General features: G+C 60.1%; 18 protein-coding genes. 14 read left to right on the top strand and 4 right to left on the bottom strand.

From position 1 onward, the window contains the following. The first annotated feature begins 92 nt into the window (after nt 1-92). From KUV39_RS01660 to mdoH, 6 genes are all read left to right on the top strand, one after another. Nucleotides 93-1757, top strand: coding sequence for a thiamine pyrophosphate-binding protein (locus KUV39_RS01660; RefSeq protein WP_222458759.1), 1665 nt, complete (start codon nt 93-95; stop codon nt 1755-1757). Beyond that, nucleotides 1744-2943 (top strand): CaiB/BaiF CoA transferase family protein, encoded by a 1200-nt coding sequence (locus KUV39_RS01655; protein WP_046210463.1) that lies wholly within the window; start codon nt 1744-1746, stop codon nt 2941-2943. The genes KUV39_RS01660 and KUV39_RS01655 overlap by 14 nt, the downstream gene beginning before the upstream one ends. 373 nt (nt 2944-3316) lie before the next feature. Next, on the top strand, nt 3317-4681 hold the full coding sequence (locus KUV39_RS01650) for a tetratricopeptide repeat protein (protein ID WP_050673325.1): 1365 nt from the start codon (nt 3317-3319) through the stop codon (nt 4679-4681). A 22-nt stretch (nt 4682-4703) separates the two neighbouring features. Further along, entirely contained in the window at nt 4704-5975 is a 1272-nt protein-coding gene (locus KUV39_RS01645; protein WP_008560116.1) for an OpgC family protein, read from the top strand. Beyond that, a complete protein-coding gene (locus KUV39_RS01640) occupies nt 5972-7495 on the top strand; it encodes an OpgD/OpgG family glucan biosynthesis protein (protein ID WP_222458758.1) in 1524 nt (507 codons plus the stop codon). The genes KUV39_RS01645 and KUV39_RS01640 overlap by 4 nt, the downstream gene beginning before the upstream one ends. After that, nucleotides 7492-9396, top strand: a complete 1905-nt coding sequence (gene mdoH, locus KUV39_RS01635; protein WP_222458757.1) for a glucans biosynthesis glucosyltransferase MdoH — start codon at nt 7492-7494, stop codon at nt 9394-9396. The genes KUV39_RS01640 and mdoH overlap by 4 nt, the downstream gene beginning before the upstream one ends. 90 nt (nt 9397-9486) lie before the next feature. Here the strand turns inward: mdoH and KUV39_RS01630 are convergent, their stop codons facing one another. Next, complete coding sequence (locus tag KUV39_RS01630; protein ID WP_222458756.1) at nt 9487-10350, bottom strand: CE1 family esterase; 864 nt, start codon at nt 10348-10350, stop codon at nt 9487-9489. Then, entirely contained in the window at nt 10347-10841 is a 495-nt protein-coding gene (locus tag KUV39_RS01625) for a rhodanese-like domain-containing protein (RefSeq protein ID WP_222458755.1), read from the bottom strand. The genes KUV39_RS01630 and KUV39_RS01625 overlap by 4 nt, the downstream gene beginning before the upstream one ends. Before the next feature lie 324 nt (nt 10842-11165). Between KUV39_RS01625 and KUV39_RS01620 the strand changes: the two genes are divergently transcribed. From KUV39_RS01620 to selD, 7 genes are all read left to right on the top strand, one after another. Then, on the top strand, nt 11166-14027 hold the full coding sequence (locus KUV39_RS01620) for a monovalent cation/H+ antiporter subunit A (RefSeq protein WP_222458754.1): 2862 nt from the start codon (nt 11166-11168) through the stop codon (nt 14025-14027). A gap of 2 nt (nt 14028-14029) precedes the next feature. Continuing rightward, a complete protein-coding gene (locus KUV39_RS01615; protein ID WP_008559877.1) occupies nt 14030-14383 on the top strand; it encodes a Na+/H+ antiporter subunit C in 354 nt (117 codons plus the stop codon). After that, nucleotides 14380-15948, top strand: a complete 1569-nt coding sequence (locus tag KUV39_RS01610) for a monovalent cation/H+ antiporter subunit D (protein ID WP_222458753.1) — start codon at nt 14380-14382, stop codon at nt 15946-15948. The genes KUV39_RS01615 and KUV39_RS01610 overlap by 4 nt, the downstream gene beginning before the upstream one ends. Then, entirely contained in the window at nt 15945-16442 is a 498-nt protein-coding gene (locus KUV39_RS01605; protein ID WP_222458752.1) for a Na+/H+ antiporter subunit E, read from the top strand. The genes KUV39_RS01610 and KUV39_RS01605 overlap by 4 nt, the downstream gene beginning before the upstream one ends. After that, nucleotides 16439-16708, top strand: a complete 270-nt coding sequence (locus KUV39_RS01600) for a K+/H+ antiporter subunit F (protein WP_008561262.1) — start codon at nt 16439-16441, stop codon at nt 16706-16708. The genes KUV39_RS01605 and KUV39_RS01600 overlap by 4 nt, the downstream gene beginning before the upstream one ends. A 7-nt stretch (nt 16709-16715) precedes the next feature. Next, entirely contained in the window at nt 16716-17096 is a 381-nt protein-coding gene (locus tag KUV39_RS01595) for a Na+/H+ antiporter subunit G (protein ID WP_046210093.1), read from the top strand. 82 nt (nt 17097-17178) lie between these two features. Next, entirely contained in the window at nt 17179-19338 is a 2160-nt protein-coding gene (selD, locus tag KUV39_RS01590) for a selenide, water dikinase SelD (protein WP_222458751.1), read from the top strand. Nucleotides 19339-19369: 31 nt separating this feature from the next. On the opposite strand, the gene mnmH is transcribed toward selD, so the two are convergent. Further along, entirely contained in the window at nt 19370-20422 is a 1053-nt protein-coding gene (gene mnmH / locus KUV39_RS01585; RefSeq protein WP_222458750.1) for a tRNA 2-selenouridine(34) synthase MnmH, read from the bottom strand. Nucleotides 20423-20587: 165 nt separating this feature from the next. Here mnmH and KUV39_RS01580 point away from each other — a divergent pair, with 165 nt between their 5' ends. Continuing rightward, nucleotides 20588-21058: a MarR family winged helix-turn-helix transcriptional regulator gene (locus tag KUV39_RS01580; protein ID WP_008560578.1), complete on the top strand. Its 471-nt coding sequence runs from the start codon at nt 20588-20590 to the stop codon at nt 21056-21058. A gap of 73 nt (nt 21059-21131) precedes the next feature. On the opposite strand, the gene KUV39_RS01575 is transcribed toward KUV39_RS01580, so the two are convergent. Further along, the gene (locus tag KUV39_RS01575; RefSeq protein WP_222458749.1) at nt 21132-21440 is read right to left on the bottom strand and encodes a DnaJ family domain-containing protein; all 309 of its coding nucleotides are present in this window, start codon (nt 21438-21440) and stop codon (nt 21132-21134) included. Between the last annotated feature and the right edge of the window lie 40 nt (nt 21441-21480).

The following is a 21480-nucleotide window of genomic DNA, read 5'->3' as shown; positions in this document are numbered from 1 at the left end:
ACACCCGCGTGAGAAGCCTTGCACTTACACAGGGTTCCGGCAATTTGGCCCCATCTGATTGACTACGACGCGACCACAAGGGGTTTTCCCAGATGACTGAAACCACCACCACCGATGGCGGTGACACCGCTCAATTGCGTGCCGCCGATGTGCTGGCACAGCGCCTGTATGATGCGGGGTGCCGCCATGCGTTTGGCATGCCCGGCGGAGAAGTGCTGACATTGGTGGATGCACTGACAAAGGCGGGGATCACCTTTCATCTGGCAAAGCACGAAAACAGTGCAGGTTTCATGGGCGAAGGTGTGCATCACAGCGACGGGGCCCCGGCCATTCTTGTCGCAACCCTCGGGCCAGGTGCGCTCAACGGTGTGAATGTGGTTGCAAATGCCCATCAGGACCGGGTGCCGATGGTGGTGCTGACAGGGTGTGTCGATGCCGCCGAAGCCGCAACCTATACCCATCAGGTGCTTGATCATCAGGCGGTTTTTTCTGCCATCACCAAGGCCAGCTTTCGCCTGGATGCAGAGGCGGCCGGGGTCATTGCAGACAAGGCCCTGCGCATCGCAACAGCCGAGCGCAACGGCCCGGTGCATATTGACGTGCCGATCTCTGTCGCCGACACCCCCGCAGGCAGCCACCGCCCCCGCATCGCGCCTGCAAGAGCGACGCAGGCAGCGCCCGCAGACATTGCGCAGGCGCGCGGCTGGCTGGAAGAGGCAGAGCGCCCGCTTGCGATCGTCGGCCTTGATGCGCTGACCCAAAACGCCGGTCCCGCGCTGCAGGCATTTCTGGAACACCACCAGATCCCGTTTGTCACGACGTACAAAGCCAAGGGCATTCTACCAGAGGACCACCCCTTGTGTCTGGGTGGGGCCGGGTTGTCTCCCCTCGCAGACCAGCATTTGCTGCCGCTTGTGCAGGACGCGGATCTGATCCTCGCCCTCGGTTACGACCCCATCGAAATGCGCCCCGGCTGGCGAAATGCCTGGGATTGCAGCCAGCAGCGTGTGATCGATATCGCGGCTGAGGACAACACGCACTACATGCACGATGCCACCCTCACAGTGGTTGCAGGTCTCGCCCCCACGTTGCGGGCTCTGACGGTTGGCGCACAACTCGCTGACCAAACAGATGCTACCCCAGACCGCTGGCCCGACGGACAGATCGCCAAGGCACGCGCTGGCCTTGCGGCAGCGTTTGCGCGCGATCAGGCATGGGGCCCGGCTGCCATCATCGATGAATGCCAAAAGGCGTTGCCCTCGAACACGCTTGCAACAGCAGACAGCGGGGCCCATCGGATCCTGCTGTCGCAGATGTGGCACTGCCACGAGCCGCGGGCATTGATCCAATCTTCCGGTCTTTGCACCATGGGCTGTGCCGTTCCCATGGCGATCGGGCGCAAACTCGCACAGCCAGACCGCCCGGTTGTCAGCTTTTCCGGTGACGCAGGTTTCCTGATGGTGGCAGGTGAATTGTCGACCGCTGCTGAACTTGGCGTTGCGCCGATCTTCGTGGTTTTTGTCGACGCCAGCCTTGCGCTCATCGATCTCAAGCAACGCCAGCGCAAGCTGGACAATGCAGGAGTTGACTTTGGCCAACATGATTTTGCATCCATTGGCGCCGCCTTTGGTGGTCACGGCGTCCGTATCCGCAACCGCGACAGCCTGCGAACGGCCCTTGTCGCAGCGCAAAAAGCAGATCGTTTCACCGTGATTGCCGCGGAATTTGACCGGGAGGCATATGATGGCCTCATCTGATACCCTCCCTCATGGCCCCCTGAGCGGGGTGAAGGTCCTGGACCTGTCGCGCATTCTTGCGGGGCCCACCTGTACCCAGATGCTGGGGGATCTCGGCGCCACGGTCCTGAAGATCGAAAACCCGCGCAGCGGGGGGGATGACACCCGTCAATGGGGCCCGCCCTATGTTGTCGATGCCGAGGGCAATCAATCAGACCTATCCGCTTATTTCATGTCCGCAAACCGCAACAAGCGTTCGGTCGAAGTCGACATCACCACCTCAGACGGCCAAGCCACGATCCGCCGTCTCGCCGCCCATGCCGATATTCTTCTGGAGAACTTCAAGCCGGGTGGGCTGCGAAAATACGGCCTCGACTATGACAGCCTGCGCAAGGATTTTCCGCATCTGGTTTATGGGTCGATCTCCGGATACGGCCAGACCGGCCCAAACGCCCATAAGCCCGGCTATGATTTGATGGCCCAAGGATACGGCGGCATCATGTCCCTGACCGGTGAACCTGATGGCCGCCCCATGAAGGTTGGCGTTGGCATCGCAGATGTCATGTGCGGAATGTATGCCTGTGTCGGCATCCTCGCCGCCCTGCGCCACAAGGAGCAGACAGGTGAAGGTCAGCAGGTCGACATTGCCCTCGTCGATGCCCAGATCGCCTGGCTGATCAACGAAGGTGTGGCAACGCTGAACACCGGCAGCGCCCCCAAACGGCGCGGCAACGAGCATCCCAGCATTGTGCCCTATGGGCTATATGAGACCGCTGATGGTCATGTGATCCTCGCCGTCGGCAACGACTCCCAGTTCGGCCGCTTTCTGCAGTTTCTCGGTCTGGAGGGGCTGGCCCGGGATCCTCGTTTTGCCACCAACCCGGCCAGACTGGAGCACCGCGACGCCCTGGCGGACATCATCGTGCCTGCGATACGCCAGCACACGACCGACGCGGTAATCGCCGCAATGGAAGAGAGAAAAGTGCCAGCAGGCCCAGTGCAAACGCTGGACCAGGTCTTTGCCTCCGACCAGGTGGCGGCCCGCAAAATGGCAATTGAGATGCAGTCCGAGGCTGGCCCGGTCCAATTGCTTGGCAACCCGCTCAAACTGTCGCGCACCCCCGTGACCTATCGTCATGCACCGCCGACATGTGGCAGCAGCACTGACGTTCTGGAGCAAGATGGCGACCCGTTTGATGCGCTGTGACAGCGGCAGAACCCGGACAAAGATTCGAACAGCAAACGCAGCAGCGGCCCCTGGGTCGCTGTTTTGCATTTGCGGCGCCCGAATGTTTCAGAAAACGTCGCGCTATCCCTCTGAAATCATGCATTTAACCGGCGACTTTTGGCCGAGTGTTACAGAAACAGGCAGGCTTTGGCCAAACGCCTGCGATACCCCCTTGCCAGAACGTCAAAAATGCAGGAAATCGCCCGAAATTGTCACAGTTAGTGGCTGAAAACCGCTATTTCACACACGGCACATCACCAAACCGCGAGCGGGCATCGCGAGAGGCTATTTCGTGCTTTAACCTCGGATCAAAGCACCCCTGCTTTCGTTTTTTACACGGATCGGACAGACGATGATGCAAGATATTTTTGGCCAGGAGACCAGCCTCAAGACCGCGGCCGCGCTGGAAAGTTGGAACGGCGTGCAGATGGCTGTTCTGGCGCATTCCGCCGCCGCGCCCCAGCATTTGGGTGCTCTTCTGGAAGCCGAACCAGAATTTGCCATGGCACAGGCAGCAAAAGGCATGTTCCTTCTGCTGTTGGGCCGGTCCGAACTGATCCCGACGGCCCATGAAGCCTATGCCGCAGCCAAGGCAACAGAGGAAGCCGCTTTGCCGCGCGAGCGCCATTTTATTGCGGCGCTGGGTGCATGGCTTGATGGCCGCCCCTCAGCCGCAATTGCCGAGATGGAGGCCGTGCTGGCCAAGCACCCTCAGGACTCCCTCGCCATGAAGATGAGCCACGCGATCCGGTTTATCCTTGGCGACAGCGCAGGCATGCGTCGGTCGATCGAACGTGTGCTGCCCTCTTATGACCCGGCCCACAAGGGACGTGGTTACCTGCTTGGCTGTCACGCCTTTGCTCTGGAAGAGACCGGCGCATATGAGCTGGCAGAGGCCACAGGTCGCCAGGCCCTTTGGATGGCGCCGGATGATGCCTGGGGACTGCACGCTGTCGCCCATGTCCATGACATGACGGGCAACTCCAAAGCTGGGCTTGATTGGTTGTCCGGTCGCGAGGAGGCCTGGGCACATTGCAACAACTTCCGCTACCACGTCTGGTGGCACAAGGCGTTGATGCATCTCGATCAGGGCCAGACCGACGAGGTGCTCGCGCTTTATGATCGCGAAATTCGCCAGGACAAAACCGATGACTATCGCGACATTTCCAACGCGACATCACTCTTGATGCGGCTGGAGCTTGAGGGGGTCGCCATCGGCGACCGCTGGGAAGAGCTGGCTGAACTCTGTGCCAACCGGACCGAGGATGGCTGTCTGATCTTTGCCGATCTGCATTACCTCCTGGCGCTGGTTGGTGACAATCGCAAGGCGGACACAGGCAAACTGGTCCAACGCATCCACGCAGATGCCCGCCGCGGCGCCAGCGAGAGCGATGGGCGCATGGCAACCCCCGGCTGCAGCCTCGCACTTGGGCTCGAAGCCTTTGGCGAAGGGGACTACAAAGACGCCTTCAACCATCTCTCTCACGGTCGTTCCAGCCTGCAGCTGGCAGGTGGTAGCCACGCCCAGCGTGATGTCTTTGAGCGCGTCACCATTGATGCGGGCCTGCGGGCGGGCCGCCTGGATGCGGTCGAAGCCATCTTGAACGACCGCCGCACCCAACGCGGAGGCGCCGAAGACAGCTTTGCCCTCGCCCGCCGCGCGCTGATCGCAGAAGGCCGTGGGTCCTCCACCGCCCAAAGCGTTCCAGCCGAATAACCAAGTAAGGACACGGACACAGATGGCGAACATCTCGCCCTTCCCCGCCAATCAAAGTGGCGATGCAACAGAGGTTGCCAATCGCTTGGCACCTCCTCAGGTTCCGGCGCCTCAGCGTCGGGCACGCGACCCGCGACTGGATTTCTTTCGCGGCATTGCGATGTTCATCATTCTGTGCGCCCACATCCCCGGCAACCGCTGGACCGGCTGGATCCCCGCCCGGTTCGGCTTTTCTGACGCCACAGAGATCTTTGTTTTCTGCTCCGGAATGGCCTCGGCCGTTGCCTTTGGCAGCACCTTTGCACGCCGCGGCTGGCTGATTGGCACGGCGCGCGTCATCTTCCGCTGCTGGCAAGTTTACTGGGCCCATATCGGGCTGTTTGTTTTCATCGCAACGACGATGGCGGCACTCGATCTCTACGGCGGCTTCGACAAGAGCTATATCGGCTCGCTCAATCTCAAACCTTTTTTTGAAAACCCCGTCCCCCAGCTCGTTGGCCTGATGACACTGGCCTATGTGCCCAACTATTTTGACATTCTGCCAATGTATCTGGTGGTGCTTGGGTTGATGCCTGTCATGATGGGGCTCGAGCGGATCGGTTTTTGGGCTGTGGCCGCTGCGTCCATCGGCATCTGGCTCCTTGCCAATCCCTATATGGCCGGCTTTGGCCCCGACGGCATTGGCCTTTCCGCCGAGCCCTGGTCGCAGCGCGAATGGTTCTTCAACCCCTTCGGCTGGCAGTTGCTGTTTTTCACCGGCTTTGCCTTTATGGCAGGCTGGCTGCCTGCGCCGCCGGTTTCAAAATGGCTCATTGGACTGAGCGCCGCCTATCTGGTTCTGCTTGCCCCCTTCGGATCCTGGAAGGTGTTCCTGTGGGTGGACGCCGCCATGCCTGCCTTGGGTGATCTTATCCGTCCCACATGGGCAGTAACGTCTGAATGGCGCGAAAAAACAGATTTCGGCTTGCTGCGCTATGGCCACTTCCTGGCGCTCGCCTATCTGGCATGGGTGGCGGCAGGAGAAGGAGGCAAACACCTGATCGCGACCGGCCACAGCCTGGCTGCGCGGATTTGGGCAGGTCTTTTGCGGATTATTTCCAAGGTTGGCCAGCAATCGCTCGCGGTTTTTGTTTTCTCGATGGCACTGGCCCGTCTGCTGGGGCTCGGGCTTGATCTCACCAACCGGTCGGTGCTGACCACCGCCTTTTTCAACCTTCTCGGTTTTGCCCTGATCATCGGCTGCGCCTATACCGCCGCCTGGTTCAAATCACACCCTTGGAAGACCAAAAAATGAGCACAGTAACGCGACGCGCTTTTTTGACGATGGCCCTGGCAAGCACCGCGCCCATTGCGCTTGGCGCCTTTGCGGCACCTGCCCGCGCCACAGGTCTTCCGGCGTTTTCACAGGACATGGTCGTTGCCATGGCCCGTGACCTGGCTGGCCAGGACTACACCCCACGGCCAAGCGTGCCCCAGGATTGGCTCAACCTCACCTATGAGGAATACCAAACCCGCTGGTTCCGCAGCCATGACGCCCTGTGGTCCAAGACCCCGCGCAGCTACAACGTCGATTTCTTCCTGCCGGGGCTCTATTTCCCGCGCCCGATTGAAATCAACACAGTGATTGATGGCGTCGCAGAGAAAGTCGCCTTTGACCTGTCGCTGTTTGACAAAACAGACATGGCCCCCGATCTCAGCCTTGACGACACCCTTGGTTATTCCGGCTTTCGTCTTCGCACCGAGCTGAAAGAGCCGGGAAAGAAAAACGAATTCTGCGTCTTTCAGGGCGCCAGCTATTTCCGCGCGATTGGATCAAACAACAACTATGGCCTGTCTGCACGTGGTCTTGCTGTGAAAACAGCAGATCCCGCTGGCGAGGAATTCCCAGAGTTCACCAAGTTCTGGCTGGAAGCCCCGGTACCCGGACAGAAAAACATGGTCGTCCACGCATTGATGGACTCTCCCTCTGTGACGGGAGCCTATCGCTTTGACATTCTGCCGGGCCAAGACACGGTGATGGAGGTCGAGGCCACCCTGTTTGCACGTGAAGAACTGGACAATATCGGGCTGGGGCCTTTGACGTCCATGTTCCTTTATGATCAGACAAACCGGGACCGGTTCGACGATTTCCGCCCTGCGGTGCACGACAGCGACGGCCTTTTGGTCGTCAACGGCAACGGCGAAACCCTGTGGCGGCCGCTTGCAAACCCGACCAAGCTGCAGCTGTCGTCCTTTGTGGACGAGAACCCCCGCGGGTTTGGCCTGATGCAGCGGCCACGCCTGTTGTCGGACTACGAAGACTTCGAAGCCCACTACCACAAACGCCCCTCGCTTTGGGTAGAGCCCAAGGGCGACTGGGGCAAAGGGTCGGTGACCTTGGTCGAGATCCCGGCCGACAAGGAAATCTACGACAATATCGTAGCCTATTGGCGGCCGCGCGACACCTATACGCCGGGGTCCGAGATTTCGATAGCCTACCGTCTGACATGGGGCGCGGATCCCGAACTGGCAGCCCCACGGGTCATCAATACTGCCTCTGGCGCGCGGATCTTTGGCGATCCGGGGCGGATCATGACCATCGATTTTGCAGCGCACCCTTTGTTTGCCGATGGCGCAGACATGCTGACGGCCCATGTCAGCTCACCGCATGTGGAAACATCTGCCGGTGTATTGCAAGACAACCCCGAAACCGGCGGTGTCCGGCTTGCGTTCTCCTTCGACCCCGGTGAACGAGACCACGTCGAACTGCGCGCGGAACTGCGCAAGGACGGTGAACCGGCGTCTGAAGTTTGGCTATACCGGTGGACCAGATGACCCCAACCGACCCTTTCACTGCCTCTGCGGCACTGACCCCGCCCGAGCAACCGCTTGCCATGCCAGAGCAGGATTTCGCGGTGCGCTTTCAGGACAGCGCAGCCCCGGCGGGCGCGACGGACGGAAACGCACGCAATGTGGCGATTTGGCGGATACTCGCCTTTTCACCGGCAATGGCAGCAACTGGGCTGCTGACCTGGGGCATGAAAGACTGGTTTGCTGCAGACGGGTTTTCTGCGCTGGAAGTTGTCCTGTTAGTATTGATCGCCTTCAACTTCTTCTGGATCAGCTTCTCTGTCTCGACCGTCTTGCTTGGCCTTTGGGGGCTGTCACGCCGCCCACGGGCCCGTGGACGCGGACGCACGGAACCGATGAAGGTGGCCCTTCTTGTACCGGTCTACAACGAGGTCCCTTGGTATGTGCTGGGCAATGCGCATTCCATGCTGGAAGAGCTGCAGGAACGCGGCGGCGCACATCAGTACGCAATGTTCATCCTCTCTGACACTCGCGATGATGCAATTGCGGAGCAAGAGCGCGCCAGTGTCGAAGCGCTGCGGGCGATGCTGCCGGATGGCGCACAGCTCTACTATCGCCGCCGCCCCGACAATCAGGGCCGCAAGGTCGGCAACATCACAGACTGGGTCCGCCGCTGGGGTGCTGGCTGGGACGCGATGCTGGTTCTGGATGCAGACAGTCTGATGACCGGGCGCGCCATTGCTCATCTGGCGGATGCGCTGTCACGCGATCCCGGTGCAGGGCTGATCCAGAGCTATCCGCAGCTCATCGGTGCGCAATCGGTGTTTGGCCGGATGCAGCAGTTCGCCAACGGTGTTTACGGCCTTGCCTTGGCTGAAGGGCTTGCTCGTTGGGCCGGTCACGAAGGCAACTACTGGGGTCACAACGCGATCATCCGCACCCGGGCCTTTGCGGCTTGCGCGGGCTTGCCCCCGCTTAGATCTGCCTTTGGTGGCGAAAAGCTGATCATGAGCCACGACTTTGTCGAAGCTGGTCTGCTGCGTCGTGCCGGGTGGAGCGTGAAATTCCTGCCGCGCATCCGCGGGTCTTACGAGGAAACGCCACAGACGCTGGTCGATCACGTCCTTCGGGACCGCCGCTGGTGCCAGGGCAATCTGCAGCACCTGAACCTTTTGAACGCCAAGGGCTTTCGCGCCCTGTCCCGATTCCATCTTCTGCATGGTGCGATCGGATATCTGATGGCACCTGTCTGGTTTGCTCTCTTGGTGATCTGGGCGTTGATCGGCACCGGAGAGGACACATCTGTCCTGACCTATTTCAGCGAAGCAAACCCCACCATGCCGTCCTGGCCCGATATGTCAGAGCCGCGCCATGTGCTGGTCATTTTGCTGATCTACGCAATGCTGCTGGCGCCAAAGCTGCTGGCAGTGGCGGCCCTACCCATGACCGGGGCGCGGTTTTCTGAGTATGGCGGTGGCGGGCGATTTTCCCTGTCGCTCATGGCAGAGATCCTGCTCGCGATCCTCTATGCCCCCATCTTGATGGTGCAGCAGATGATCGCAGTCTTTCGCACGGCACTTGGCCTGCAAAAAGGCTGGTCTCCGCAGGCCCGCGATGGCGGCAGCTATTCCTGGCGCACCCTTGCCACGTGCCACGCGCTCGAAACGGTGAGCGGGCTTATCCTCTGGGCCGGGATCATCGCAGGGGTCGTTTCCCTCTGGCTGTTGCCGATTGCGATTTCACTGGTTCTGGCAATCCCGCTGTCTGCTCTTTCGGGTGTCCCTTTGCAACGCTACGCAAAAGCCCTCCTGGCGACGCGCGAGGTTTATGCAGAGCCACGGATCACGAGACTGGCCAGAGCCCGCCGTCAAACCCTGCGGCTGGCACTGGAAACCGCAGCCTCCCGCCGCACTGCAGCGGAATAATCGGCAATTGTGGCATTTGTGAAATTCCGCCGACCTAAATGCGGAAATTCTGGAGTTTCACAAATACATTAGACAAGCAAAGGCAGCACTCTACTGGGACAGATCGCTGCCTTCGTACCAGTCCAGCATCCAATTTCCCCACCCTTTGGGGACACTGTGGCCGCCCGGGACCAAAATCAGTTCAATGTCCCGGCCTTCTCCGCAGTCCCAGGCACGGCGGAGCTGGTCGCCGGTCTTCCATCGCCGGTCTGGCGCGTGGGTCGCGCATTCGTTCGTCTGTCGCCACAATTCAAGACCAGCGAAAATATCGCCCTGCTGAAAGCGGCCGCCACCGATATAGCGCCCTTCCAGCGGAACCACCTGATCCGCCCAGCCATGTGTGTGCAGCAACCGGACGGGGCCCGCACAGCTTTCGGGTTGCGGGCGCCAAAACCCACCAGAGACTGGCGCGTAAGCGCGAAATTGGTCCGGATGCGCGCAGGCCAGATAGACTGTCATGAAGCCACCCGCCGAAAACCCAGAAAGAACAACATCTTCTTGATCGACATTGAACCGTCCGGCAACGTCCTCCATTACGTCTTCAAAAAACGCACCCTCGTCCCGTCGGCCAAAACTGGACAAAAACGCCCAGGATCGGGGCCCGTCTTCCTCCCGAGGGAGTGCCGTGGGCGCGATCACCGCATAGCCGCGATCCGTCAGCTCAGATATCATCGTCTCGTTGCGCAGAACTGCTGCGCCAGAGCTACCATAGCCATGCAGAAACATGACTGCAGGGATCCGGGCGCGGCCTGCGCGCTCCGGGAGCGCAATGTGATAGGTGCCGCTTTCGATCTCGCAAGCGGCATCAACCGTGCCGCAATCGGCCCAGACCGGGCTTGCTGAAATCGCCCCTGCGGCCAACAAAGCCATGCCAGCAACCCCTTGGGTGATGCTGCGGGTCAGAGCGATCCTCATGCCTGCCCCTCCCACCGGGCCACAGGCAGGTTGCTGCGCAGCCAACCCGGCCCCGCAGCCGAGCCAAGCATGCCTTCCGGGACATCAATCACATTCGTGTAGCCCGCTTCAGCCAGCGCCAAGGTCACCCGCGCAGACCGCACACCCCGTGCACAGATAAGGGCAATGGCCGCGGTCTGGCTGCCACCTGTGACCTCGTTCAAGGCTGTGAGAAAATCATCCCTGCGCATGTCAATCTGATGGCTGCCAACCGGCACCCCAGAGGCCCTCCATTCCCGCGGCGTTCTGATATCAATCAGGTAAATCTCACCAGCCTGCGCCTTTGCGAAGGCCTCGGCAACGCCGAGGCGGGGATGATCGTGATCTGGTGCCTGCCGACGCCACCAAAGATAACCACCAGTTGAAACCGCCGCCAATCCAGCTGCGCCAAAGAGAAAACGACGCCGTCCCAAAAGCGGTTTAACTGCGGGCTGCTCATCATTTGGGCGCATGTTGCCCTTTTCCGCAGCATTTTCCGTCCTAGTTGACGATTTTGATCGAGATTGCGGCATTCGGCCTCTCCCAAGGGGGCAATTTCGTTCCTATATCCGCCAAGTCCTAGCAGGTTCCTGTCTAGTGTTCAGCATGCGATACCCCAGACGGTGATCAAGTTCTTGTCAACCTGACACCAAGCTGCCCCCGTCGGGGACGGCATAGGAAAATCTAACCCCACCGCCGCTTTTGCAGGGTTTGCAGGCGCAGTGGGGGCTGGCACTGTTGCGAAAAATTGCTTAGGCACCACAACATCTGGCCCTGTGCATGGAGGAGAAGCGCACGTGTCCCTGTTCCTGATTGCAGCCCTGCCCTTTCTAGGCGCGGTGTTTCCCGCGCTATTGATCCGCGCCGGCCGCAACGCCTCGGCTTCGGCAGCCGGGTTGACGACCCTTTTGGCCTTTGTCGGCCTGATGCTTCACGCCCCAGCTGTTTTGCGCGGTGACGTGATCCAGGCCCAATTCGACTGGCTTCCCGGACTGGGGCTCAACGCGAATTTCTTTCTCGATGGGCTCGGTTTTCTGTTTGCCAGCCTGATCCTGGTCATTGGCTTGCTCATCATTCTTTACGCTCGTTTCTATCTCTCGCGAGAAGATCCGATGGGCAATTTCTACACCTATCTGCTGCTGTTTCAGGGCGCGATGGTTGGGATCGTTACATCCGACAACATCCTGTTGTTGTTGATCTTCTGGGAACTGACGTCGCTTAGCTCGTTCTTGCTGATCGGGTTCTGGAAACACCTGCCAGAGGGCCGACAAGGCGCGCGCATGGCCCTTACCGTCACGGGTGCGGGCGGGCTTGCCATGATCGGGGGCATGTTGATCCTGGGCAATATCGCGGGATCTTATGATCTCACCGTGATCCTATCGTCCAAAGAGGCCATTCAGGCTTCCCCGCTGTATTTGCCCGCGCTGATCCTGATCCTGATTGGCGCCTTTACAAAGTCGGCGCAATTCCCGTTTCACTTCTGGCTGCCGCATGCGATGGCGGCACCGACCCCTGTGTCGGCCTATCTGCACTCCGCAACGATGGTGAAAGCAGGTTTGTTCCTGCTGGCCCGACTGTGGCCGGTTCTCGCAGGCACGCCCGAATGGTTCTACATCGTGGCCACCACCGGTCTGATCACCATGGTTCTCGGCGCCATCATCGCCCTGTTCAAGGATGATCTAAAGGCACTGCTGGCGTTTTCCACCGTCAGCCACCTTGGCCTGATCACCATGCTTTTGGGTTTCGGGACAAAGTTCGCGGCCGTTGCAGCGGTTTTTCACATCATCAACCATGCGACCTTTAAGGCGGCCCTGTTCATGAGCGCAGGCATCGTCGATCACGAGGCGCATACCCGAGACATCAAACGCCTCGGCGGTCTGCGTCATCTGATGCCCATTACCTTTGCCATTGCGACCGTTGCGGCGCTGTCCATGGCCGGTATCCCGCCATTCAACGGTTTCCTGTCAAAGGAAATGATGCTGGAAGAGACCGTTCACACCGCCTGGGGTGGCTCAGCCTATCTTGTGCCGGGGCTTGCTCTGATTGGTGCGCTGTTTTCTGCGGCCTATTCTTTCCGCTATATCGTGCATGTTTTCCTTGGCCCCAAGCGAAGCGACTATCCTGCCAAACCGCATGATCCGGGCGTTGGCATGTGGCTGGCTCCGGCCTTCCTCGTGGGGCTGGTGATCCTGATCGGGTTGTTCTCTGCCAAGATCGTCGGCCCGCTGGTTGCCACTGCGGCCGGTGCCGTGATCGGAGGGGAGAAGCTGCCGTATTACTCCCTCAAACTGTGGCACGGGTTTACACCTGCGCTCTATATGTCGATCGTGGCCGTTGCCGGTGGCGCAGTTCTCCTGATGCTGCACAAGCCCCTTGCCCGGATGTGGGACAACGCGCCCCGACCCGAGGCAAAGGTGATCTTTGAGGCGCTGATCGCAGCGCTGACCCGGCTTGCTCGCACGATCACCGATGGTCTGCACAACGGGGCAATGCCGCGCTACGCGGCGATCATGATCGCCTTTACCGTCGCACTGTCATTCTATGCCTACCAATCCGGCACACTGGCGGCACCCACGCGCACATTGCAGGACGTCGGGCTGATCCCGATCCTTGGCTGGGCCAGCCTGTTGATCGCCACGGGCTTTATGGTGGCAATGCATCGCAACCGCCTGCTGGCACTGGTGTTGATCGGTGTGGTTGGTCTGGTTGTGTCGATGGGCTTCAACTACCTGTCCGCACCCGACCTTGCGCTGACACAGATTTCGGTCGAAGTGGTCACCATCATTCTGATGCTCCTTGCGCTGAACTTCATGCCCAAGGAAACCCCGATCGAGAGCAGCACAGGCGCGCGCTTGCGCGACATCTCCATCGCGAGCGTTGCAGGTCTGGGCGTGGGTGGTCTGATTTATGCGCTGATGACGCGTGATTTCATTGGCGAGACGATCTCTGGCTTCCACCTCGAAAACTCGTACAAGGGCGGCGGCGGCACCAATGTGGTGAACGTCATCCTGGTCGATTTCCGGGGCTTTGATACCTTTGGCGAGATCATCGTTCTGGGCATCGCGGCGCTGGTCATCTTTGCCCTGACCGAAGCGGTCCTTGGCACGCGCGTGCGCGCCTATCTGTTGAACCGCAAACCAGATCTGCCGCAGGCGGGCGACTCTCATCCGATGATGATGGTTGTGGCAACGCGGGTGATGATGCCACTCGCGCTGATGGTTGCAGCCTACATCTTCTTCCGCGGTCACAACCTGCCGGGTGGCGGATTTATTGCGGGCCTCATCGCTGCAATCGCCATCATCATGCAATACATGGCGTCCGGTTTTGCCTGGGCAACCGAGCGGCAGCGCTACCCGTACCACGCCATCATCGGCTCTGGTGTGCTGATTGCTGCCGCAACCGGCCTTGGGTCGTGGTTCAGTGGCACGCCCTTCCTGACAAGCGCCTTTGGCTACATCCACTGGGCGCCGCTGGAAGAGTTCGAATGGGCGACCGCTGCGCTGTTTGATCTCGGCGTGTTCCTGGCGGTTGTCGGGGCCGTGCTGCTGGCGCTGGAAAGCCTGTCGCGCTTTGCCTGGCAGCCGGGAGCCAACACCGACCACGCCATGGATATCAACCCGGCCCGCGATGACGTGGCCAAGACTGAAAACGAGGGCTGAGTATGGAAATCCTAGTCGCCTCTGCTGTGGGCGTTCTGACCGCAGCCGGCATCTATCTGATCCTGCGCCGCCGCAGCTTTCCCGTCATCCTGGGACTGTCGCTGCTGTCCTATGCTGTGAACGTGTTCCTGTTCGCCACCGGGCGCCTGATGTCAGGCGCTCCACCGATCCTGAACAAATACGAAGAGGTCGCCTATACCGATCCCCTGCCTCAGGCGCTGGTGCTGACGGCGATCGTGATCTCTTTTGGCATGACGGCCGTGGTCGTCATGATCGCGCTGGGGGCATTCCTGTCCTCGCGTGACGACAGCATCAACCTGAGCGAAGACGGCACCGCCGCAGGAGATGACGCATGAACCACCTCGTCATTGCGCCGATCGTGCTGCCTGCACTCGTCGCCCCCTTTATCATCATGGTCCTGCGCTATCACATGGACCTGCAGCGGATCTTTTCTGTTGCCAGCACACTTTTGATCCTGGCGATCACCATCGCGCTTGGCGTGCAGGCTGCTGACGGCACTGTTCAGGTCTATGAGCTAGGCGATTGGCCTGCGCCCTTTGGTATCGTCCTCGTACTGGACCGGCTGTCGGCGATGATGATCGTTTTGACCTCTGTTTTGGCGCTTGCCGTGGTGCTTTATGGCATTGGCACCGGCTGGGACGAACGCGGTGCAAACTTCCACGCCCTGTTCCAGTTCCAGATCATGGGCATCATCGGTGCCTTCCTGACCGGCGATGCCTTCAACCTGTTCGTATTCTTCGAAGTACTGTTGATCGCCTCCTATGGTCTGATGATCCACGCTGGCGGCGCAAAGCGTTTTCAGGCGGGCGTGCAATATGTGGTCTATAACCTCCTTGGCTCCACCCTGTTCCTGTTTGCGCTTGGCACGCTTTATGCGGTGACCGGCACGTTGAACATGGCTGACCTTGCAGTCCGGGTGGCAGAGATGCCTGCCGAAGAAACTGCATTGCTGCGTGTGGGTGCAGTGATGCTGCTTCTGGTTTTCGCAATCAAAGCTGCCGTGCTGCCGCTGCATTTCTGGTTGCCTGCCTCCTACAGCAACGCCCCCCTGCCGGTCGCTGCCTTGTTTGCGATCATGACCAAGGTTGGTGCCTACGCCATCCTGCGGGTCTACACGCTGATCTTTGGCCCGGATGTCGAGGTCACGGCCGGGCTTGCTGGCGACTGGCTGTTGCCTGCCGCCATGATCACCCTCGCAGTCGGCGCCATTGGCGTCCTCGGCTCGCGCGAGATCGGGCGCATGGTGGCATTTGCAGCGATCACCTCGATGGGGACTTTGCTGATCGCCATCGCGCTGTTCACACCTGCATCCGCGGGAGCCACGCTCTATTACATCGTGCATTCGACACTTGCGACAGCGCTGATGTTCCTGATTGCCGATCAGGTCATGGAACGTCAGGGTGGCCGCATTGCAGCGCGACCTGTCATGCAGCAAAGCGGCCTGTTGTCCGTGCTGTTCTTTGTCGCCGCGACCGCGATGGCGGGCATGCCGCCTCTGTCGGGCTTCGTTGGGAAACTGCTGGTCATGGATGCCGCGCGGGACCATGATCTGGTCTGGTGGATCTGGGCCGTCATTCTGGTTGGCTCTCTCGTCACCATCATTGGTCTGGCACGAGCGGGCACACTGATCTTCTGGAAGAGCCATGGCCTGCAAGACACTGCAGATCAGGCTGTAGTAGCGGATGAAAGTGAAGACCTGCTGGACGGAACGTCTCAGGCCCATGCGGCCCAGGCAGCACCCTCTGCTTTGCCGCTGGTGGTCTGCTTTGGCTTGATCGGCGCGATTGTGCTGCTGACCATCTTTGCGGGTCCAGTGACGCGCTACGCTGACGCCACTGCAGAGCAGCTGTTCACGCCGACCGCGTATATCGAAACCGTTTTTGGAGGGGGCCAGAAATGAAGCTGATGCGCCGCATTTTCCCACACCCGATCCTGACCATCGTCTTGACGGTGACCTGGTTGCTGCTGGTCAATGGCTGGTCTTTGAACTCTCTTGTGTTCGGCTTCATGCTGGGGGTTCTCATCCCCTTCCTGACCCAGCCCTACTGGCCGCAACAATCCAAGATGAAGCACCCGGGCAAGATCCTCGCCTATATTGGCGTCGTGCTTTACGACATCGTTGTCGCCAATGTGATCGTTGCCAAGATCGTGTTGTTCAAGTCCAACGCCAAACGTCACCCGGCCTGGGTGACCATCCCGCTGGACCTGCGCACCCCCGAGGCGATCACCCTGCTCGCAGGGACCATCACCATGACCCCCGGCACCGTTTCAGCGGATCTGTCTGCGGAAGGTCATGCCCTGCTGGTTCACTGCCTTGACGCACCTGACCCCGACGCCGTGCGCGACGAGATCAAGGAACGTTACGAAAGCCGTCTGAAGGAGATCTTCGAATGATCGAAACTGCTGCAATCTTTGCCTTCGTCTGCTTTGCCCTTGGGCTGGTCATGAACCTGTGGAAGGTCGTCACGGCCGAGGATGTGGCCGACCGCATTCTGGCGCTCGACACGATGTTCATCAACGCGATTGCACTGCTGGTGCTTTATGGGCTCGCGCTTGGCTCAGACATCTTCTTTGAGGCCGCAATGATCATCGCGATGCTCGGCTTTGTGTCCACCGTGGCCTATGCGCGCTTTATTCTGCGCGGCAACATCATCGAGTGAGGACGACATGGAATTCTTCTTTGAACTCATCATTGCCGCATTTCTGGTGATCGGGGGCATCTTCGGCATCGTCGGCTCTTTTGGCCTTATCAAGCTGAATGACCGCATGTCCCGCCTGCACGCCCCCACCAAGGCCACGACGTTGGGTGTCGGGGGCGTCCTGCTTGCCTCGATGGCTCATGCGGCGTTCTTTGAGAAATATGTCTCGATCCACGAGCTGATGATCACCCTCTTCCTGTTCCTGACCGCCCCAATCACGGCGAATTTCATTGCCAAGGTGCACATCCATCGGCATGACACGCCTGACAGCCTGCCAGAGCCGGGCGAGGACAAGATCTGGGCAACCCACAAGAAGCCCGAAAACGAAGTGATCGGCCCGCAGGTCTGATCCACTCTTGCCCCCGCCTCTCGGCGGGGGTTTTCCGTTTCCGCCGCGCGCCCCCTTTTTCTGAACAGCCACGAGTTTTGCCATGCAGCCATCCCCCCTCCCCCTCACCAAAGACGTGGTGCTGATCGGAGGCGGGCACACCCATGCACTGGTTCTGCGCAAATGGGGGATGCGCCCTCTCGCTGGGGCCCGGTTGACGGTGATCAATCCCGGACCAACAGCCCCCTATTCCGGAATGCTGCCGGGTTTTGTTGCCGGTCACTATGGACGCGACGCGCTTGATATCGATCTGGTCCAGCTGGCCCGGTTTGCCGGGGCACGGGTTGTGCTGGGGGCTGTCGAACACATTGATCCCGCCGGTCGCCTTGTCCATGTCCCTGGACGCCCCCCGATCGCCTATGACATCGCTGCGGTCAACGTCGGGATAACCTCGACGATGCCCGTTCTTCCCGGATTTCGCGAGCACGCCATCCCTGCCAAACCGCTGGGGCGGTTTGCGGCCGAGTGGGACAGCTATCGCAGCCAAAGCGGCCCCGCCCATGTCGCGGTACTGGGGGGCGGCGTCGCGGGGGTTGAACTGGTTCTGGCAATGGCCCACGCCCTGCGCAATGCAGGGCGCGACATGCAGGCGACACTGATCGACCGCAGCGAGATCCTTTCTGATACAGGATCAAAAGCCCGCGACCGGCTGCGCCGCGCGCTGACAGACCTGGGTGTCACCGTGATCGAACAGGCCAAAGTTGCGCGGCTAGAGCCGACCCACGTGGTGCTGGAAGACGGGCGCCGGGTTCGCTCGGACTTTACCACCGGCGCGGCCGGGGCACGGGCTTATTCGTGGCTTGAAACCAGCGGGCTCTCTCACAGTGACGGGTTCCTGCGTGTGGACGAATATCTGCAAACCAGCACCGCTGACCTATTTGCCAGCGGTGACTGCGCCGAGTTTTCACCTTCCCCGCGCCCCAAGGCCGGCGTCTACGCTGTGCGGCAGGCCCCGGTTCTGTTTCATAACATCCGCGCCCGGCTGATTGGCGATCCGATGCGGGCCTACCGGCCACAAAAGGACTATCTGAAACTGATCTCGATGGGCGGCAGGACCGCCGTTGGCGAGCGGTTTGGCCAGACGTTTTCCGGCGGGCTGATCTGGCGTTGGAAGGACCACATTGACCAGACCTTCATGGACCAGTTCCGCGATCTCCCCGAAATGGACGGGCCGACCCTTCCGGCTGAACACACTGCTGATCTGCCAGACGCGCTTGGCGACAAGCCGATGTGCGGAGGCTGTGGCGCCAAGGTTGGGGGCAGCGCGCTCAAGGAAAGCCTGCGCAGCCTTCCTGGCACTTACCGCGAAGATATCACACCCCTTCCCGGTGACGATGCAGCGTTGCTCACCACAGGTGGAAAGAAGCAAGTGCTCAGCACTGACCACCTGCGTGCCTTTACCCTCGACCCGGTTGTCATGACGCGGATCGCGGCGGTTCATGCTTTGGGGGATATCTGGGCGATGGGGGCAAACCCGCAGGCCGCGACAGCCAATCTGATCCTGCCCAAGATGTCCGCAAACCTGCAGGCCCGAACCCTGCGGGAAATGATGGCAGCTGCGACAGAGGTCATGCGCGATGCGGGAGCCGAAATTGTCGGTGGGCACACATCGCTTGGCGCAGAAATGACGGTCGGCTTTTCGGTAACGGGCCTTTGTGATGATGAGCCGATAACCCTGGCCGGCGGCAAGCCAGGGGACGCATTGATCCTGACCAAGCCATTGGGCACTGGCGTCATCATGGCGGCGGAAATGCAGGGCAAGGCAAAGGGCGCGTGGGTGGCAGAAGCCCTCGAAAGCATGAGCCAATCGCAGGCAGCCTCTGCTGAGGTTTTGCGTGTTGCCAATGCAATGACCGATGTCACGGGCTTTGGCCTGCTTGGGCATCTGTTGGGGATGTGCGATGCGTCCGCGACCGGGGCAGAGCTGATGTTTGATGCGATCCCGACCCTGATGGGGGCCAAAGAGCTCGCAGCGACAGGTATCCGGTCTTCGCTCTTTGCGGATAACGCAGCGCTTTTGCCGCAAATCCAGACTGCAGGCGCCCAGGATCTGCTGTTTGATCCACAAACCGCAGGCGGATTGCTGGCAGCCGTGCCCGCTGATCAGGCCTCCGAGGTGGTTGAAAAACTGAAATCAAACGCCCCGCATACGGCAGTCATCGGGCGGCTCAGTGACCTGCCCGGATCCATCGTCCTGAGCTGATGTTCTGGCGGGTTTCCGGGGGTATTTCGGTCTAGAAATTGTCCAGTTCGCGCAGCAGATCTGCGGCAATTCGAGCCAGGTCTTCCGGCCGCAAATCCGGCGTTTCCAGCGTCATCCGCACCTCTGCACCAATCGCTTTGCGGGCAGTTTCGTAGGCCGGATCGTAATGCTGAATCATCAACGCCTCGGTTAAGCCTGCCTTGTCACCGGCTGCGATCAGCTCCAGCCAGCCGTCAACCACCGCGTTCGAGCGATGAGCCCGCAAACCATCCAAGCGCGTGCGCAACATTTCGCCGTTAGACAGAATATCGTCGTAACCAGCCTGCAGATACCGGCAACGCGCCGCGACCGGCGCCCGCAATTCAATCCGCGGTGCCTGCTTCATCACGGTCCAGACAGTTGGGGGAATGATGCGACTGCCGATCTTGCTGGATTCGGCCTCTACCAACACCGGCTTGGTGGGGTCCATGGCCGCCAGTTTTCCCGCAACCCGGGATTCAAACGCCTTCTGGCTGGGCTGTGGCGTCGGGTAATCACCCAGCAGAGACCCGCGGTGATGGGCCATCCCCTCAAGATCCAGAACCTGACCGCCGAGGGCCTCAACCCTTTGCAAGATATCCGTTTTTGCAGTTCCAGTATAACCATCAAGGGCGACCAGCCGGTGCGGAATTTCTCCGTTGTAGAGAAAGTCATGTACCAAACGGCGGTAGCTTTGATAGCCGCCCTGCACCACATCGGCCCGCCACCCGATCTGCTGAAGAAGCCAGGTAAAACTGCCCGATCGCTGGCCACCGCGCCAGCAATAGACGAGAGGTCGCCAAGAGCCCTCGTGGTGGCTCAGCTGTTGTTCGACATGATTCGCTGCATTGCGAAAAACCATCGCAGCACCGATTTTGCGGGCCAGAAACGGGCTTTCCTGAACGTAGATCGTCCCAACCTTGGCCCGTTCCTCATTATCGAGAACAGGCAAATTGATGGCGCCAGGCAGATGATCCTCTGCGAACTCGGCGGGACTCCGCACGTCAATAATACAATCGTATCGCTGCGCGTATATTTCGGATAGCGATGAGAAACAAATGGCCATGCCACTGATCTACAGCGCGCCAAGACCAAGCGAAAGCTGCATTTCCTTTGATTGCCGCACAATTTATTATGGATTGAAAGTTGATAGCACTTTAAAGGCTATTTCAGCTTGTGGGTTTGCCATCCGGGCGCTCATCGGTTCCTGCACCAGTAGGGAGGCAGAATAATGTCTGAACGTGATGTTGATACAATGCAATTCCCCGGTCATCTGATCCGGCGGTTGCACCAGATTTCCGTGGCGCTGTTTGCCGAACATATGGCGCGCCACAATATTGATCTGACGCCGGTCCAGTTTTCGGCGATGGATGCCATCGCCCGCGAACCGGGCGTTGACCAGGCCACGATTGCGGCCCGTATCGCCTATGACCGCGCCACGCTTGGCAAAGTGATTGACCGGCTTGAGCTGAAGGGATTGGTGCTGCGTACGGTTTCACCGTCGGACCGGCGCGCGCGTCTTGTGGCCCTGTCACGCGCAGGCGAAACGCTGCTTGCGCAGGCCATACCCGTTGCCGCCGCATTGCAGCCCAAAATCCTCGCAGGGCTGAGCACGGAAGAGCAGGACCAGATGACCCGTCTGCTGGCCAAGGCCACGCGCGACATCGAAGATATGGAGCAGAGCGCCGCACAGCCCGTCTGAGCGGCCACAAGACCGGGGAATGATCAGCCGCCCACTGCACCATGCCGCTGAGCCATATCGCTGACCCCACACCCTATTTGGCGTAGGCCTTGCGCGCGAGGTCAATGCGCGCTTCCAGCATCGACATTTCTTTCATGATTTGCCGCCGTTCGGTCCGGTCGCCAGTCTCGGCGAGCTGCTGGCGCAGTTCAGTAAGCGTGCGCGACAGGCTGACAAATTCCGGCACGCCTCCGCTTTCCCGCACGAGCCGATTGACCAGCTCGTTTTCGGGGGCGTCGACCTTTGGCAAAGGCTTTCCAGCCCCAGCCAGATTGTCAAAGGCGCCTTCGGCTTCGGCCTTTTCGATGCGGGCGTTGATGAGGTCAAGTAGCGGATGGTCCATAGGCCGACTATGCCCCAGCCAGCTGGAAAAACAAAGACCG

Source organism: Phaeobacter italicus (assembly GCF_019801785.1).
In the GTDB taxonomy this organism is placed as follows: domain Bacteria; phylum Pseudomonadota; class Alphaproteobacteria; order Rhodobacterales; family Rhodobacteraceae; genus Phaeobacter; species Phaeobacter italicus.
This window is presented reverse-complemented; position numbering and strand designations above follow the sequence as displayed.